18 protein-coding genes are annotated in these 15,367 nt (G+C 71.9%); 4 read left to right on the top strand and 14 right to left on the bottom strand.

What is annotated here, in order from left to right; all coding sequences use genetic code 11:
• Positions 1 to 116: 116 nt before the first annotated feature.
• Positions 117 to 389 carry an Atu4866 domain-containing protein gene (locus PYR91_RS27795; RefSeq protein WP_279784414.1) on the top strand — a complete coding sequence of 91 codons (273 nt, stop codon included), beginning with the start codon at positions 117 to 119 and terminating at the stop codon, positions 387 to 389.
• A gap of 134 nt (positions 390 to 523) precedes the next feature.
• Here the strand turns inward: PYR91_RS27795 and PYR91_RS27800 are convergent, their stop codons facing one another.
• The 11 genes from PYR91_RS27800 to PYR91_RS27850 all read right to left on the bottom strand — a co-directional run bounded on the left by PYR91_RS27800 (position 524) and on the right by PYR91_RS27850 (position 9,210).
• Positions 524 to 805: a hypothetical protein gene (locus tag PYR91_RS27800; protein ID WP_279784416.1), complete on the bottom strand. Its 282-nt coding sequence runs from the start codon at positions 803 to 805 to the stop codon at positions 524 to 526.
• A 291-nt stretch (positions 806 to 1,096) separates the two neighbouring features.
• Complete coding sequence (locus PYR91_RS27805) at positions 1,097 to 1,558, bottom strand: protein tyrosine phosphatase (RefSeq protein ID WP_279784418.1); 462 nt, start codon at positions 1,556 to 1,558, stop codon at positions 1,097 to 1,099.
• A 44-nt stretch (positions 1,559 to 1,602) separates the two neighbouring features.
• Positions 1,603 to 2,124 (bottom strand): cytochrome P450, encoded by a 522-nt coding sequence (locus tag PYR91_RS27810; RefSeq protein ID WP_279784420.1) that lies wholly within the window; start codon positions 2,122 to 2,124, stop codon positions 1,603 to 1,605.
• Positions 2,125 to 2,285: 161 nt separating this feature from the next.
• The gene (locus tag PYR91_RS27815) at positions 2,286 to 2,723 is read right to left on the bottom strand and encodes a hypothetical protein (protein ID WP_279784422.1); all 438 of its coding nucleotides are present in this window, start codon (positions 2,721 to 2,723) and stop codon (positions 2,286 to 2,288) included.
• Complete coding sequence (locus PYR91_RS27820; protein ID WP_279784424.1) at positions 2,720 to 3,196, bottom strand: SgcJ/EcaC family oxidoreductase; 477 nt, start codon at positions 3,194 to 3,196, stop codon at positions 2,720 to 2,722. Before PYR91_RS27820 ends, PYR91_RS27815 begins: the two co-directional genes overlap by 4 nt.
• A 157-nt stretch (positions 3,197 to 3,353) precedes the next feature.
• Positions 3,354 to 3,977 carry a PadR family transcriptional regulator gene (locus PYR91_RS27825; protein ID WP_279784426.1) on the bottom strand — a complete coding sequence of 208 codons (624 nt, stop codon included), beginning with the start codon at positions 3,975 to 3,977 and terminating at the stop codon, positions 3,354 to 3,356.
• Between the two features lie 95 nt (positions 3,978 to 4,072).
• A complete protein-coding gene (locus PYR91_RS27830) occupies positions 4,073 to 5,023 on the bottom strand; it encodes a hypothetical protein (protein WP_279784428.1) in 951 nt (316 codons plus the stop codon).
• Between the two features lie 3 nt (positions 5,024 to 5,026).
• On the bottom strand, positions 5,027 to 5,806 hold the full coding sequence (locus PYR91_RS27835) for a hypothetical protein (protein WP_279784430.1): 780 nt from the start codon (positions 5,804 to 5,806) through the stop codon (positions 5,027 to 5,029).
• A 429-nt stretch (positions 5,807 to 6,235) separates the two neighbouring features.
• Positions 6,236 to 7,720, bottom strand: coding sequence for a tripartite tricarboxylate transporter permease (locus PYR91_RS27840; RefSeq protein ID WP_279784431.1), 1,485 nt, complete (start codon positions 7,718 to 7,720; stop codon positions 6,236 to 6,238).
• Entirely contained in the window at positions 7,721 to 8,239 is a 519-nt protein-coding gene (locus tag PYR91_RS27845) for a tripartite tricarboxylate transporter TctB family protein (protein WP_279784433.1), read from the bottom strand.
• Positions 8,236 to 9,210, bottom strand: a complete 975-nt coding sequence (locus PYR91_RS27850) for a tripartite tricarboxylate transporter substrate binding protein (protein ID WP_279784435.1) — start codon at positions 9,208 to 9,210, stop codon at positions 8,236 to 8,238. The genes PYR91_RS27845 and PYR91_RS27850 overlap by 4 nt, the downstream gene beginning before the upstream one ends.
• A gap of 173 nt (positions 9,211 to 9,383) precedes the next feature.
• On the opposite strand from PYR91_RS27850, the gene PYR91_RS27855 reads away from it, so the two are divergent.
• Positions 9,384 to 10,946 (top strand): sensor histidine kinase, encoded by a 1,563-nt coding sequence (locus PYR91_RS27855; RefSeq protein ID WP_279784437.1) that lies wholly within the window; start codon positions 9,384 to 9,386, stop codon positions 10,944 to 10,946.
• Entirely contained in the window at positions 10,943 to 11,614 is a 672-nt protein-coding gene (locus tag PYR91_RS27860) for a response regulator (protein WP_279784439.1), read from the top strand. Before PYR91_RS27855 ends, PYR91_RS27860 begins: the two co-directional genes overlap by 4 nt.
• A gap of 46 nt (positions 11,615 to 11,660) precedes the next feature.
• Here PYR91_RS27860 and PYR91_RS27865 read toward each other — a convergent pair whose 3' ends face one another.
• The 3 genes from PYR91_RS27865 to PYR91_RS27875 all read right to left on the bottom strand — a co-directional run bounded on the left by PYR91_RS27865 (position 11,661) and on the right by PYR91_RS27875 (position 14,565).
• Positions 11,661 to 12,485, bottom strand: a complete 825-nt coding sequence (locus tag PYR91_RS27865; protein ID WP_279784441.1) for an alpha/beta hydrolase — start codon at positions 12,483 to 12,485, stop codon at positions 11,661 to 11,663.
• Positions 12,486 to 12,816: 331 nt separating this feature from the next.
• Positions 12,817 to 14,127, bottom strand: a complete 1,311-nt coding sequence (locus tag PYR91_RS27870; RefSeq protein WP_279784443.1) for a PHB depolymerase family esterase — start codon at positions 14,125 to 14,127, stop codon at positions 12,817 to 12,819.
• A gap of 312 nt (positions 14,128 to 14,439) precedes the next feature.
• On the bottom strand, positions 14,440 to 14,565 hold the full coding sequence (locus PYR91_RS27875; protein WP_279784445.1) for a hypothetical protein: 126 nt from the start codon (positions 14,563 to 14,565) through the stop codon (positions 14,440 to 14,442).
• Positions 14,566 to 14,597: 32 nt separating this feature from the next.
• Here PYR91_RS27875 and PYR91_RS27880 point away from each other — a divergent pair, with 32 nt between their 5' ends.
• Complete coding sequence (locus PYR91_RS27880; RefSeq protein ID WP_279784447.1) at positions 14,598 to 15,146, top strand: AAA family ATPase; 549 nt, start codon at positions 14,598 to 14,600, stop codon at positions 15,144 to 15,146.
• The last annotated feature ends 221 nt before the right edge of the window (positions 15,147 to 15,367 follow it).

Consider the following 15,367-nt stretch of genomic DNA (forward strand, 5'->3'; position numbering starts at 1 on the left):
CCTGCGAGTCCCAGGGTGAGCGCGGCCTGTCCCCGCCGGACGCCCGGCGTGAGACTGATGGCCGGACGCGGCGCGCGAGGGCGCGCCGCACGCGATCGACAGAGGGGAACCGTGCCATGAGGGCTCGAACGGAACAGTCCTCCGAGGTGGACGTCGTGGGCACGTGGGTGACGGCCGACGGCCACATCCGCCAGGAGCTGCTGCCCAACGGCCGCTACGACGAGGCCCGCGGCGCCCGCCGGAGCGCCTACACCGGGCGGTACTCGGTCACCGGCAGCCACATCGACTACGTCGACGACACCGGCTTCACCGCCACCGGCGACATCCGCGGCGGCGTGCTCTACCACGAGCACCTCGTCCTCTACCGCGAGACGTCCCACCACCCCTGACCTCGGCGGCCCGGCGGCCCGGCGCCTCTGACCCCGGCGGGCCGCCGCCCCTGGTGCGGCGGGTGGTTCCCGCGCGGCGGCCGGTGCGACCTTCCGGCCGGGGCCGGCCGGGACGGCATCCGTCCCGGCTTCCGTCAGGCGTGGGCTTCGTGCAGGCCGGCCCGCACCGGGGTGTTGTCGTCGTCTCCAACGCCGTCGTCACCGGTTCCGCTTCCGGTCCCGATTCCGATTCCGCCCAGCAGGTCGCCGAAGCCGCCCTCGTCTCCGCCCTCGTCGTCCTCGTCGTCCCCGCCCCAGCCCCAGCCGGCGGTGGACGCGTCGGCACTCGCGGCGGCGATGGCGCCGAGCGTGGCGAAGCCACCGGTGAGCGCTACGGCCACGGCCAGCAGCGCGGCGTATTTCTTGAAGTCCGGCATTACGCTTTCCCCCTTGACGCATCGGTTCACCCAGACGGTTTTATCCGTATTAACGGAGACGTCCGGCTGACCCATGAGAATCTGCCCACTTGTCATTTTTCCTGGCAGCCTGATACGACAAACGAGGATTGCTGGATCTTGGTAGCCATTTAGCGTCTACTGGCCTGTTTAATCATGAAATTCCTCACAAAGCGCCCACATCGTCCGCCGGAGCCTCCCGCCAACCCGGAGACGGCAGACCACGACCGCGGGCGACCGGCCGGGTCGCGGCGGCGGCACCCTGCCGGCCGGTCACCCGGAAGAACCGGCGACCAGGCGCAGGAACCGATGCTGAGCCCGTGACTCGACCGCCTTGGCGTCGTAGGCCTCGCGCACCCAGCTCACCGCCTCCTCCGGCGAACGCCCCTGAAGAACGGCCAGCGCCGCCAGCGCGGTACCCGTGCGCCCACGACCCCCGCCGCAGGCGACCTCGACCCGCTCACCCCGCCGGATGCGCGAAAGCACCCCGCGCAACTGCCCGACCGCCTCGCCGGGCCGGCGCGGCCCGGAGAAGTCGGGCCAGTCGATGCGCTCATACGGCCAGGAAGGCGTCCACGCCCGCAGCCCGACCAGATACCGCCCATAAAGATTGGGCCGGTCGAGAGCGTGCCCCAGCAGATAGACCCCGAACTCCGGAGCCGGTTCGGGCACCACCCCACCCCGCAGTCCCCGAGCCAGCACCGCACCACCGTCCGGAAGCTCAAGCGATCTCATGGACCCATATTGCCCACCGCCGGGTCAATGGGGCGGCGGAACCGTCAGCTCGGCAGCGACCACAGTGATTCCGGCGTCTTGAACTGGTTGAACGCCTTGTACCGTACCGGCTCGCCGGCCAGGCGCAGGCGGGGATAACGACGTGCGAGGAGTTCCAGCGAGATCCGCATCTCGACCCTGGCCAGCGGGGCGCCCGCGCAGTTGTGGATGCCGTGGCCGAAGTCGAGAAACGTCGCCGAGGTCACACGGCTGACGTCGTAATCGTCCGGCGGCGGGAACTTCGCCGGATCGTGGTTGGCGGCCGCGTACGACAGGAACACCCGCTCCCCCTGGCGGATGCCGACACCACCGACCTCGGTGTCCCGGGTCGCCGTCCGGAAGAACCCGATTCGGACGTGTCGTGACGGAGCCCTTCGGTGGCGGCTTCCTCCGGGTCCAGCTCGCCGTTCGCCAGGGCGGTCCAGAGCCGCTTCGTGCGCGACCCGGCGGACCCGCTCGTGCTCGGGCGGGTCCTGGATGGTGAGGATGGGCACGTTGCGGGGCGAGCACTCTCGACAGCACGACATCGCCTTCCGGCGCCCGGCGCATCAGGGGTTCCTGCCTGACGGCGCCCCCCAATATCAGCCGGTGGCTTCGCCGTCCCGGCGAGCCGGCTTGGAGCCGGCTCGCCGGGACGCCGGCCTCGGTCACGTCTCCGGCGCGTCACCGGGTGTCCGGCGGTGCTCGTTCACTCCAGGTGGGTGGCGCAGCCGAAGTGGGTGCCGGCTCTGGCGAGAAGGGCGCGCGTGGTGGTTCTGAGGTTGTCGCCGTAGCCGATGAAGAGGCGGTTGGCCAGCGGTACGGACCAGCGGCCCCGGCGCGCCACGTTGAAGACGCGGTGGACGAGGCGGGTGCCCCGGGGATGCGGCTGGAGCAGGTACTCGCCGCGATACCACCAGCCGCCCTGCACGGCGACGAACCCCTCGCGCGCCTCGACCGTCATCGTGTGTCCCTCCGAGCGGACGGTGAACCGCTCGGGGCCGCCGTGCACGGTGCCCTGGTAGGAGCCGTCCAGCAGCCACAGGGTGCGCGGACCGACCGGGCCAGGGCGTACGGCCAGCAGCTCGGCCACCTGGCCGACCGGGGCCTCGATCACGCCGGTGACCTCGTAGAGCGGGGACCTCATCGGCCCTCCCGGCCGCCGGGGCGGCCCGGGGCCCCGAGGGACTCCATGCTCACCTTCCGGGTGTTCTGGAACGACGCGAACCGCCACGCGTCGGGCTCCCGGACCGCGGTCAGGGTGATGATGGAGTCGCGTTCGGGGCTCTGCTCGCCGCCGACGGACGAGCCGCCGTTCATGACGACGACGGCCACGTCCGGCCGGAGGAACCGGATCGCCGGGGCCTGCTCCCCGCCCGTGCCGCCCGTGAGGCGCGACCCGCGCAGCGGGCCCTCGAAGAGGGCGCGGTGCGACTCCTCGATGGCCCGCCGTCCGGTGAGGTGCATGCCGAAGAACGTGACGTAGTCGGCGTCCTCGGTGAACTGCCCGGCGTACGCGGTGGCGTCCCCGGCGTTCCAGGCTTCGGTCATGCGGCCCAGCAGGTCGTCGATCTCCTGCGCCGGCGCCGACTCGGGCGTCCGGTGAACCTGTCCACTCATGGCGATCTCCTTCGGAGAAGGGCCCGTAAGGGCTCTGTTCGGAACCGGTCCACGAGGCGGCCCTATCCTTGGAGACTGCGAGTCCTGGACGGCCGCCACGCGGATCGGTTCGGGTACGTCCGCCGGCCGGGTGTTGGCGCACCCGGCCGGCGGTCTTTCACTCCCGCGGCGGCTCCTGCGCCAGCAGGTCGGTCATCAGACCGGTCTTGAGGGAGTTCGACCAGGCCAGCTCGCCCGACTGCAGGCGCGTGAGGGTCTCGCGCACCCAGGCCAGCTCGGCCGTGCGCAGGGCGCGGTCGCACTCCAGCTCCAGCACGAGAATCGGCGGAAGCCCGGTCTCCGCCAGCCCGCTGATGTGGGCGTCGAAGGACACGACCATGCCCTCCAGCGTCGCCGCCCTGGTGCGCAGCGACCGGACGGCCTCCTCGGGCGACAGGCACCCCATGAGCGAGAGGGCCGCGAGGAAGGCGCGCGTGCCGGGATCCGGCGTCTCCAGGAGATGCCGCAGCCGGCTGCCCAGCTCCGCCGCCCCCTCGGGCGTGATCTCGTAGACCGTGCGCTCGGGCCGCCGGCCCTCACGTGTCGTCTCGGCCGGGCTGATCAGCTCGTCCTTGGCCAGCCGGTCGACCGCGTGGTAGAGGCTGCGCGGCAGGCCGGTGACGTAGTCCTTGTGGGTGCCGACGATGAACCGGTGCATCTCGTAGGGATGGCTGGGCCGGACGGACAGCATCGCGAGCACGGTGAGCCCCACCAGGTCGTGGTCCATCCGCCGCCGCGCCATCGTCCCGCCCTCATCAGTGCGAACTTCCTTATGGCAGTCTGCACTATAGCCAAGCGCCACAAGGCCGTCCAGGCGGGGGATGCTCCTGGAACCGCTCAGGGGGGGTGGTTCTGGAACTGGAACTGGACCCGGGCCCCCTCGCCGATCGGCACGACCAGCGTCGAGTTGCTCGCCGACCACGTCTCCGGGACGAGGAACATGCGGTCGCCGCCGACGATGAGCAGCCGGAGGCGCCGGTAGCGGTAGCGGAACGTCTGGCCCTCCGACGGCGGCAGGACGGTCTCCTCCACGCCCGGCGACCTGAGGTACAGGCGTTCCCTGGTGTCGAGGATGACCCGCGGCAGCCGGTCGAGGTGCCGCGCCTGGTCCTCGGCCAGGCCGCGGCCCGACCACTGCGCGACGGTGGCCGTCGCCCAGAAGACGCCCACCGCGAACAGCACGTAGAGCAGGACGGTGACGGTCCGGCGCGGGAACGCCGCGACGTCGGCGGCCGGAGGCGGCTCGCCCGGCGGCGTGGCCGGTGCCCGTCGTGTCAGCGCGCCGTCCAGGAGGTCGCGGACCCGCCACGCGTACACGGTGAGGCCGGCGCCGGTGGTGAACAGGAGCGGCGTCACCAGGGTGTACGCCGCCCAGTCGCGGACCACGGAGTACACCAGCAGCAGGACGACGCCGGCGCCGATCAGCGCGAGGCCGGTGAACAACGTGACGCGTGCCGCCGTCCGGACGCGCGCGGCGGACCGGTCGCCGGCGTCCACCGAGACGGCGATCCTCCTGCGGACCGCGACGTGCGCGGTCAGCAGGCCGGCGCCGAGCAGGGTGAACACCAGCAGGGGCGTCAGAAGGGGCTCCGGGCTGCGCATGATGTAGTCCTGCGTGCCCAGCCCCACCGTGTCGACGTCGATGCCGAAGTACTCGTACTTCACCCGGGAGGAGGCGTAGCCGAAGTAGAACAGGAGCGCGCTGAGAATGCTCGCCGGCGTGATGACGCTCGCCCATGAGACGACCCACGCGGGCAACTGGCCGTCGGCTCGCTCCTCTTCGGCCACCGGTCAGACGGCGGGGGCGGACGACGTGCCGGCCTCCGTGGGGAGCGGCTCGGGCTCGGTGGGCACGTCCGCGGGCTCGCTCTCGTCCTCGGCGGGGGCTGACCGCTCGGAGTTCGACTCGGGCTCGGTGGGGGGCGGCTCGGTGTCCGAGGACGGCGGCGGCGCGGGTTCGTCGCTGGTGGGCGGGTCGGACTCTTCGGGGCTCGGCCGGTTGGGAGCCAGAATGGTGATCGAGCCGCTCCTGTCGACCATCCGGGCGGCGAACTCCTCACACGCCGCCCGCTCCGCCCCCGGGCAGACGGCCTTGCCGACCAGGGTGAGGTTCGCCTGCGGCGCGGTCTGGTCGTCCCAGTACACCAGCGGGATGACCGGCACGTAACACGCGCCGGAGCCCGCGCGGAAGACGTAGCCGTCGCACGAGGGGGACGAGCATCCACCGGAACCCTTCTTGATCACGCCGTCAGGGTTGATCCCCGCACCGGTGGTCACCACGGAGAAGCCGCTCGGGATGGGGTCCGTCAGCCAGCTGATCCGCACGCAGTAGGGCACTCCCAACGTGTCGGGAGTGGTCGTACGGCTCCCCACCGGCAGCGACGGCATCTGGACGGTGGTCTGGCCGGCCCCCGGCGGGGCCGGCTTCTCCGGGCCCGCGCCTTCGGTGGCCGGGCCCCCGCCCGAACCTCCCCCGCCGGTGCCGGTGCCGCCGGTGCCCTCGGTGGCGGAGGCCTCGGGATAGGCGCCGTCGGACTCCATCGGCGCCGGGGTTCCGGCGCCTTCGGTCACGGGGTCGCCTCCCCCGCACGCGCCCGCCCCCACGAGGAGCGCGACAAGCAGTAGAGTGCGGAAAATAGCCAGAAATGCCCGATTCGATAAGGCTGGGTTCGTGTTCACGAATGCCACTACCTAGGTCGGCGTCTCAGCGTTTTTTGCTGGACAAGGCATGACTGCCGCCAGCGAGTAGCGCCTGCCGGGGTGGTCGCCTGGAAGGCGTCCGCGCAGCCGGGAGCGCGATAGAAAATCCCCTGGCAAGAGAGTAAGGAGACGGCTACTCGAAGTCAACAGGATTAATAAGGGTCATTTGTTATCCGGTATAACGCGACGGAGGGCGGTCCCGAACCGGATATTCGGACGCGGTCGAATGGGCGTCACCGAAGGATCCGCGATGACAGGCCGGCCATCCCACGGCGGCGGCCCCCGCCGCCGTGGGGCAGGTCACGCGCGCGAGGAGAACCGGCGCCGGGCGAGCGGCGCGAGCAGGGCGACCGCCGACAGGCCGAGCAACGCGGCGGCGATCGGGCTGGTCACCAGCACCGTAACGTCACCCCCGCCGATGGCCAGCGCCCGCCGAAGCTGGATCTCGGCCATCGGGCCGAGGATCACGCCGATGACGGCGGGGGCGATCGGCAGCCCGAAACGGCGCATGGCGAAGCCGAGCAGGCCCAGCGCGAACAGGATGACCAGGTCCACCCACGAGTTGTTGACGGCGTAGCACCCGAGGGCGGCGAACAGCACGATGCCGGCGTACAGGTAGGGCCGGGGGATGCGCAGCAGCCGGGCCCAGGTGGAGGCCAGCGGCAGGTTGAGTATCAGCAGCATCAGGTTGCCGACGAACAGCGACGCCACCATTCCCCACACCAGGGCCGGGTTGTGGTCGAACAGCTGCGGCCCGGGCTGCAGGCCGTACTGCTGGAAGGCCGCCAGCATGATGGCGGCGGTGGCCGAGGTCGGCAGCCCGAGCGAGAGCAGCGGCACCAGGGTCCCCGCCGCGGAGGCGTTGTTGGCGGCCTCCGGCCCGGCGACCCCCTCGATGGCGCCCTTCCCGAACTCGTCCTTGTGCCGGGTCAGCCGCTTCTCCACCGCGTACGACAGGAAGGTGGGGATCTCGGCGCCGCCGCCGGGCAGGGCGCCGATCGGGAAGCCCAGGGCCGTCCCGCGCAGCCACGGCCGCCACGACCGCGACCAGTCGGCCCGGCCCATCCAGGCCCGGCCCACCGGCACCACGTCCGGGGTCGAGTGCCCGAGCCGGGACGCCACGTACAGCGCCTCGCCCACCGCGAACAGGCCCACGGCGATGATCACCACGTCGATGCCGTCGAGCAGTTGCGGAATGCCCAGCGTGAGCCGGGCCTGGCCGGTCTGCTGGTCGATGCCCACCAGGCCGATGGCCAGGCCAAGCCCCAGCGACGCGAGCCCCCGCACCAGCGAGCGCGACAGCACGGCCGAGCACATGGTGAAGGCGAGGACGGCCAGGGCGAAGTAGTCCTCGGGGCCGAAGGAGATGGCGAGGTCGACGACCGCGGGGGCCGCGACGACCAGCAGGGCGGTGGCGATCGTGCCCGCGACGAACGAGCCGATCGCGGCGGTCGCCAGGGCCTGCGCGGCGCGCCCGCGCCTGGCCATCTTGTTGCCCTCCAGCGCGGTGATCATGGAGGAGCTCTCGCCGGGCGTGTTCAGCAGGATCGACGTGGTCGAGCCGCCGTACATGCCGCCGTAGTAGATGCCGGCGAACATGATGAACGCGCTGGCCGGGGGGACGGTGAAGGTGATCGGCAGCAGCAGCGCGACCGTCATCGCCGGCCCGATGCCCGGCAGGACGCCGACCAGGGTGCCCAGCGTGACGCCGAGCAGGGCGTAGAGCAGGTTCTGCGGGGTCAGCGCGGTGGCGAACCCGTCCATGAGCAGCCCGAAGGAGTCCATTCAGATCACTCCCTCCAGGAGGCCGCCCGGCAGCGTCACGCCGAGCCCCTTCACGAAGATCAGGTAGGTGGAGATCGAGAGCACGACGGCCACCGCGGCCGTCCGCGCCGGCCGCCGCGCGCCGAGCGCCCAGGCGACGCCGCCGAACAGCAGCGCCCCGGCGATGATCCAGCCCAGCAGGTCCACCAGCACGGCGAAGGCCAGGAAGATCCCGCCGACCAGCACGACCGCGCGCCAGTCGGACGGGACCGAGGTGTCGATGTCCTCGGACTCCTCGGGGTCGCCGCGGCCGCCGCGCAGCACGTCGACGACGTAGCACACGCCGATGACGATCAGCGCGGCGCCGACCAGCAGCGGGAAGAACCGCGGGCCCAGCCCCACGGTGGAGCCGGCGGCCGCGACGTCCGCGGTCCCGGCGATGACGAACACGCCGAGGCCGAGGACGAGCGCGGCCAGCACCAGCTCCGGCCTGCGGTCCGGCGGCGCGGGGGCGGCGTCGCCCGGATCCGCCTCGGTCACGACACCAGGCCCATCTCGGCGATGATCGCCTTGACGCGGGTCTGCTCCTCGGCCAGGTAACCGGCGAACTGCGGGCCGGTCTGGAAGGAGTCGACCCAGCCCTTGGTCTTGAGCGCGTCCTTCCACGCCTGCGAGTCGTGCATCTTGGTGACCAGGTCGGTGAGCGCCTTCGCGTCCGCGTCGCTCAGGCCGGGCGGGGCGACGAAGCCGCGCCAGTTGGCCAGCTCCACGTCCAGGCCGCTCTCCTTGATCGTCGGGGCGTCGACGTTCGGGTCGCGCTCGGGACCGGACACCGCCAGCGCGCGGAGCTTGCCCGACTTCACGTGCTCGGCGAACTCCCCGATGCCGGAGATGCCCGCGGCCACCTTGCCGCCCAGCAGCGCGTTCAGCGCCTCGCCGCCGCCCGAGTGGGCGATGTAGTTGATCTGCCTGGGGTCCACGCCGCCGGCCTTGGCGATCAGCCCGGCGAGGATGTGGTCGGTGCCGCCGGCCGAGCCGCCCGCGATGGCGACCTTGGTGGGGTCGGTCTTCCACGCGGCCACGAGATCCTGAAGCGTCTTGTGCGGCGAGGAGGCCGGCACCACGACGATCTCGTACTCCTCGGTCAGCTTGGCGATCGGGGTGGTCTCCGCGAGGGTCACCTGCGACTTGTTCTGCTCGATCGCGCCGACCATGACCAGGCCCATGGTCATCAGCAGGTCGCCGTTGCCCTTCTCGCCGGCGAGCCGCGCCAGGCCGATGGTGCCGCCCGCGCCGGGGACGTTGAACACCTCGACCTTGCGCCCGGGGTCGGCCGCCTTGAAGGCCTGCTCCGCCGTCCGGGAGGTGGTGTCCCAGCCGCCGCCGGGGGCCGCCGGCGCCATGATCCGCAGGGCGCGGGCGCCGCCGCCGCCGTCCTGCTGGCCGGCGGCACCGCACCCGGACGCCGCGAGGGCGAGCGCGGCGAGCCCGGCGAGGATTCCGATGCGCATGACATCACTCCCACTTCTTCTGATGTGACGTGGTGAGGATGGTGGGCGCTGAGGATGCCCGCGTCGAGGCTTTGGAAGGTTGGCGTCGTTTTGGTCATATTGATCGCCGGGCCCGTCATCGATCTGTTATTCGGCGATGCGACGCTGGGGCCTTGACCTGCGGAGATGGGATCATGAGGCGACTGTCGCTGGGCACGCAGATGTTCGTGCTGCTGATGGTCATCGTGCTGCTCGCGGTCGGCGGCACGGCCGCGGTGTGGGTGCAGCACACCAGGCGGCAGTTCGACGTCCGCAACCAGCACCGCGCGCTCGCGATCGCCCAGTCGGTCGCCGGCATGCCGGCGGTCCGCGAGGCGTTCGCCTCCCCCCGGCCGCAGGACCTGCTGCAGCCGATCGCGCTCGGCGTGCAGCGGCAGACCGGCGCCGACTACGTGGTCATCGCCAACCGCGACCAGATCCGCTACGCCCACCCGAACGCCTTCCTCATCGGCAGGCGGCTGTCCACCGACGGCTCCGCCGTCCTGGCCGGGCGTGCGTGGATCGGCACCGAGACCGGCACGCTCGGACGGTCGGTCCGCGGCAAGGCGCCCGTCCTGGACGCCTCCGGGCGGGTCATCGGCCTCGTCTCGGTCGGCGTGCTGGAGGAGGCGGTCGCCGGTCAGTTCGGCTCGGCGCTGCCGCCGCTGATCTGGACGGTGCTGGCCGTGCTGGTCGCCGGGGCCGGGGCCGCGGCGCTGCTGGCCCGGCGGCTGCGCCGCCAGACGTTCGGCCTGGAGCCGCACGAGATCGCCACCCTGTTCGAGCAGCGTGAGGCGGTGCTGCACGGCATCAAGGAGGGCGTGCTCGCGTTCGACCCCGACGGCCGTGTCACCGTCGTCAACGACGGCGCGCGCCGCCTCCTCGGCCTGCCCGCGACGGTCGGCACGCTGGACGACCTGCCGATCTCCGGGCGGCTGCGCGACGTGCTGGCGGGGGAGGACGCCGGGGAGGACCGCATCGTGCTGCACGACGACCGCGTCCTCGTGCTCAACCGCATGCCCGTGGCCGCCGGCGACCGCGACCTCGGCTGGGTCGTCACCCTGCGCGACCGCACCGAGCAGGTGCGCCTCACCCAGGACCTCGACCGCGCCTCCAGCGCCACCGACGCCCTGCGCGCGCAGGCGCACGAGTTCGCCAACCGCATGCACACCGTGGTCGGCCTGCTCTCCCTGAAGGAGTTCGACGAGGCCGTCCGGTACATCACCGAGACCACCGAGGCGCACCAGCGCCTCGCCGGGACGTTCGGCGAGCGCGTGCCCGAGCCCACCCTGGCCGCGCTGCTGCTGGCCAAGTCCGCCGAGGCCGCCGAGCGGGGCGTCGCGCTGACCGTCTCCCCGCGGTCCCAGGTGGATCCCGCCCTCATCGGCGACCCGCACGACGCCGTGCTGGTGATCGGCAACCTCGTCGACAACGCGGTCGACGCCCTCGACGGCGAGCCTGGCGGCGTGGAGGTCGTCCTGGCCACGGGCGAGGACGGGCTGCGCATCCAGGTGCGCGACTCCGGCCCGGGCATCGCGCCCGAGCTGGCCGAAGAGGTGTTCCGGCGCGGGTTCACCACCAAGGCCGCGCAGGCGGGCTCGCGCGGGCTCGGGCTCGCGCTCACCCGCCTGACGTGCCAGCGGCGCGGCGGCTGGGTACGCCTGCACAACGACTCCGGGGCGGTGTTCACCGCCCTGCTGCCGACGGAGGCCCGATGATCCGCGTGCTGGTCGTCGACGACGACTTCATGGTGGCCCGCGTCCACACCGGCTACGTGACGAACACGCCCGGTTTCCAGGTCACCGGCACGGCGCACACCGGGGAGGCCGCGCTGGCCGCGGTCGCCGCCCACCGCCCCGACCTGGTGCTGCTCGACATCTACCTGCCCGACATGTCGGGGCTGGAGGTGCTCGGCCGGCTCCGCGGCTCCGCCGCGCCGGTGGACGTGCTCGTCATCACCGCGGCCCGCGACCTGACCACCGTCCGCACGGCGATGCGTGGCGGGGCCGTCCACTACCTGATCAAGCCGTTCACGCCGGCGGCGCTGACCGAGCGCCTCGAACGCTACTCCGAGTCGCGGCGGCGCCTGGCAGCCCTCGGCTCCACGGCCGACCAGCGCGAGGTCGACCGCCTGTTCGGCGGCGCCCGCGTCCCCGTGCTGCCCAAGGGCCTGTCCGCCGCCACCTGCGCCCTGGTCGCCGAGGCCCTGCGCACCGCCGGCTCCGACCTGTCCGCAGCCGAGGCCGCCGAGCTCACCGGCCTGTCCCGGGTGAGCGCCCGGCGTTACCTGGAGTACCTGTGCGAGTCCCGAAGAGCCGCCCTCCAGCCCCGCTACGGCACCACGGGCCGCCCCGAACACCGCTACCTGTGGACGGGGGGCCGCTGACCCCCGGCCACGAGACCACCCGGGATCTCCCGCGCCTCGTGCGATCTCAGGAGTCGAGGAACTCCAACAGGTCGGCGCCGAGCCGCTCTTTGTGGGTCTCGGTGAGGCCGTGCGGCGCGCCCTCGTACACCTTGAGCGTCGCGTCTTTGATCCGCGCGGCCGACGCCTTGCCGCCGACCTCGAACGGCACCACCTGGTCGTCGTCGCCGTGGATGACGAGCGTGGGCACGTCGAAGGCGTCCAGGTCGGGGCGGAAGTCGGTGGCCGAGAACGCCGCGATGGACTCGTAGGCGTTGCGGTGCCCCGCCTGCATCCCCTGCAGCCAGAACGCGTCACGCATGCCCCGCGACGGTTCGGCGCCGGGCCGGTTGCCGCCGAAGAAAGGACCGTCCGCGAGGTCGTGATAGAGCTGTGACCGGTCGGCCGCCGACCCGGCGCGCAGCTCGTCGAACACCTCGATCGGCACCCCGCCGGGGTTGTCGCCGGTCCGCAGCATGAACGGCGGCACCGCCGAAACCAGCGCGATCTGCCGCACCCGCCCCGTCCCGTGCCGCCCGACGTACCGCGCGACCTCCCCGCCACCGGTGGAGAACCCGATCAGGGTGACGTCCCGCAGATCGAGCGTCTCGACGAGCGTGGCCAGGTCGTCGGCGTAGGTGTCCATCTCGTTGCCGTCCCACGTCTGCGTGGACCTGCCGTGCCCCCGGCGATCGTGGGCGACGACCCGGTACCCGTTGGACGCCAGAAAGAGCATCTGCGCCTCCCAGCTGTCAGCGCTCAACGGCCACCCATGACTCAGCACGACGGCCCGCCCCACCCCCCAGTCCTTGTAGTAGATCTGCGCGCCGTCAGAGACGGTGACGAATGGCATGGCCCACCCCCCGTTCCAGGCCGGCCCGGTGGGCACGCCCCCAGGTCATCCCTACCCCTAGCTCCCCACCGAATCCCGTACGACACGTGGTCCCCACCCGCGCGTCGTGGCGGTCCCGCCAGAACGCGCAGGAGCGCGCGGCCGGCGACCCGACCGCTCCCCGGCTCGCCTTTCCGCTGCCGTGGGGGGGGGGGGGGGGGGGCGGGCGCGGCCCGCGGCGGGGGGGGGGCGCCCCCCCCCCCCCCCGCCCCGGGGCCCCCCCCCCCCCCCACGGTTCCGCCCGGCCGGGCCTCGCCGCGTCCTCGGGCGGACGAGGCCGGGCCGGTGCCGATCACTGGACGGTGCAGGTCGCGCCGTTCAGCGTGAAGGAGGTGGGCTTCGCGGTGTTGCCCGAGTGGTTGGCCTGGAAGCCGAAGGACGTGGAGCCGTTCGGCGGGATGCTCGCGTTGTAGTTCACGTTCCTCGCCGTCACGGCGCCGCTCGCAGGGGTGACCGTGGCGTTCCAGGCCGAGGTGACGGTCTGGCCGGAGGGGAGGGTGAAGCCCAGCGTCCAGCCGTTGACGGCGGTCGTCCCGGTGTTCGCGATCGTCACCGCGGCGGTCAGGCCGGTGTTCCAGGCGTTGGTCGCGTAGGTCACGCGGCACGGTCCGGTCCCCGGAGTGGGCGTGGGGGTCGGTGTGGGCGTCGGCGTCGGCGACGGCGTCGGGGACGGAGTGGGAGTGGGCGTCGGCGTGGGGGAGGGCGTGCCGCTGCCGTCCAGGCCGAAGAACGCGATCGCCATCGCCGCCTGGCCGCCCAGCGGCAGGTTGTGCCCCACTCCCTGGAGGCTGATCGCCTCGACGGCGGTGCCGTACCGGGTGCGGGTCCACGTGGGCTGCGGGCGGTCGGTCGAGGTCGGCGTCTGGCTCAGGCCGTGGACGTTGGTCCACTGCTTGATCGCCTCGTTGAAGTTGGGGTAGCGCAGCGTCGAGTCCTCGGTGCCGTGCCACAGCTGCATGCGCGGCCGGGGCCCGGTGTACCCCGGGTAGGCGTTGCGCACCAGGTCGCCCCACTGCTGCGGCGTCTTGGTCACCTGGCCGTTGGCGCAGGCGCTGTTCCACGTGGAACCATCCGTGGTCGCGAAGCATCCGAACGGGACGCCCATGAAGGACGCGCCCGCCTTGAACACGTCGGGATAGTCGCCGAGCAGGACGTTGGTCATCATCCCGCCCGACGAGGCGCCGGTGACGAAGACCCGGTCGCGGTCGACGTTGTACCGCGAGGCCACGTGATTGACCATGGAGACGATGCCTACGGGGTCGCTGTTGCCGTTCCGGGTGAGCGCGCCGGGGGAGTAGACGTCGAAGCAGTTGCCGCTGCGCGTCGCCGACGGATAGATGACGATGAAGCCGTACCTGTCCGCCAGCGAGGCGAACTCGGTACCCGAGTAGAAGGCCGGCCCCGAACCCGTGCAGTAATGCACGGCCACCAGCACGCCCGGCCGCGCCGCCACGTTGTTCGGCACGTACAGATGCATGCGCAGGTTGGTCGGGTTGGTGCCGAACCCGGTCACCTCCACCAGCGAGGCGGCCGTGGCCGAAGGCGCCACGACCACCCCGACCGCCACGAGGACGGCCATCAGAACACCCAGGATCGTTCTCATCAGCTCTCCTTGCTCCGAAACATTCCGAGCATCACCAGAAACATTTCGGTACGCAAGCAGGATGTCAGCCAGCCAAAGCCGACCAGGCTCTGCGCCCTCCCGCCCTTGAAACTTTCGCCGGCCATCCGGGCGTTCGGCGTCTCGTGCGTCCAGCCGCCAGCCCGGCGGTAGAGCGGACGGCCCTCCCAGCCGCGATTCGTGATCAAGACATTTGCCGGCTGACCCGGACTGCGGACGGCATACTCGACATGTTCTCCCGTGATGCCGAAGAGTGACCGCCGGGCCGGGATACGGGTCGAAGCATCCAGATCATCACCGCGGGATGTCGATGTCGATGTCGAAACCGGTGACCAGCGGCTCCCACACGGCAGAGAACTGCCCGCCGCGCCGGGCGAGCCGGCCGCCGCCGGCGTCATCTCCGGCCTGGCCCGGCCACACGCGGCCTCCCTTCGTTCTGGATCGGATGACTGATGCGCTACATCCTCACCGGCACCCCGGGCGCCGGTAAGACCACCATCCTTCGACGCCTGTCCGCCCTCGGGTACGCGACGGTCGAGGAGGCGGCCACGGCCGTCATCGCCGACGAGCACGCGCGCGGTGACACCGAGCCGTGGACCCGGCCGTCCTTCATCGACAAGATCGTGGCCCTGCAACGCCGGCGTCAGATGCAGTCGGTCGCCGCCGCCCCCCTCGTGCAGTTCTTCGACCGCTCACCCATCTGCACCCACGTTCTCAGCACCTTCGTCGGCCACCCGATCCCCGCGACCCTGTCCACCGAGATCGAACGCATCACCCGAGACGAGATCTACGACCGGCACGTGTTCTTCATCCGCAACCTGGGCTTCTGCGAGCCGACCGAAGCCCGCCGAATCACCTTCGAAGACTCCCTGGACTTCGAACGCCTCCACGAGCAGACCTACCGCGCCTTCGGCTACCACCTGATAGACATCCCCGCCGCCCCCCTCCCCGACCGAGTGACGGCGATCCGCACCGCCCTCTCCCAGCTCACGACCCCCTGAACCCACACACCCGCGCCCCACAAAGCCAAGCCCCCACCAGCGCAGCAACCAACCACCTCCCCCGACCCCCCGCCCTTCGCGCCCGGCCCTCGCCGTCCCTCCCGCCCGGCCCCTCGCCGTCCCCGCCCCGGCTCCGTGCTCCTCAACCGGCGCCGCGTCGGCGCGGGGTGGTACGGCGATTTCGGCGCCTACTACGGCGGGAACTCGCCAGGTCGCCGCTC

The organism is Sphaerisporangium sp. TRM90804, from assembly GCF_029846175.1.
GTDB lineage: Bacteria > Actinomycetota > Actinomycetes > Streptosporangiales > Streptosporangiaceae > Sphaerisporangium.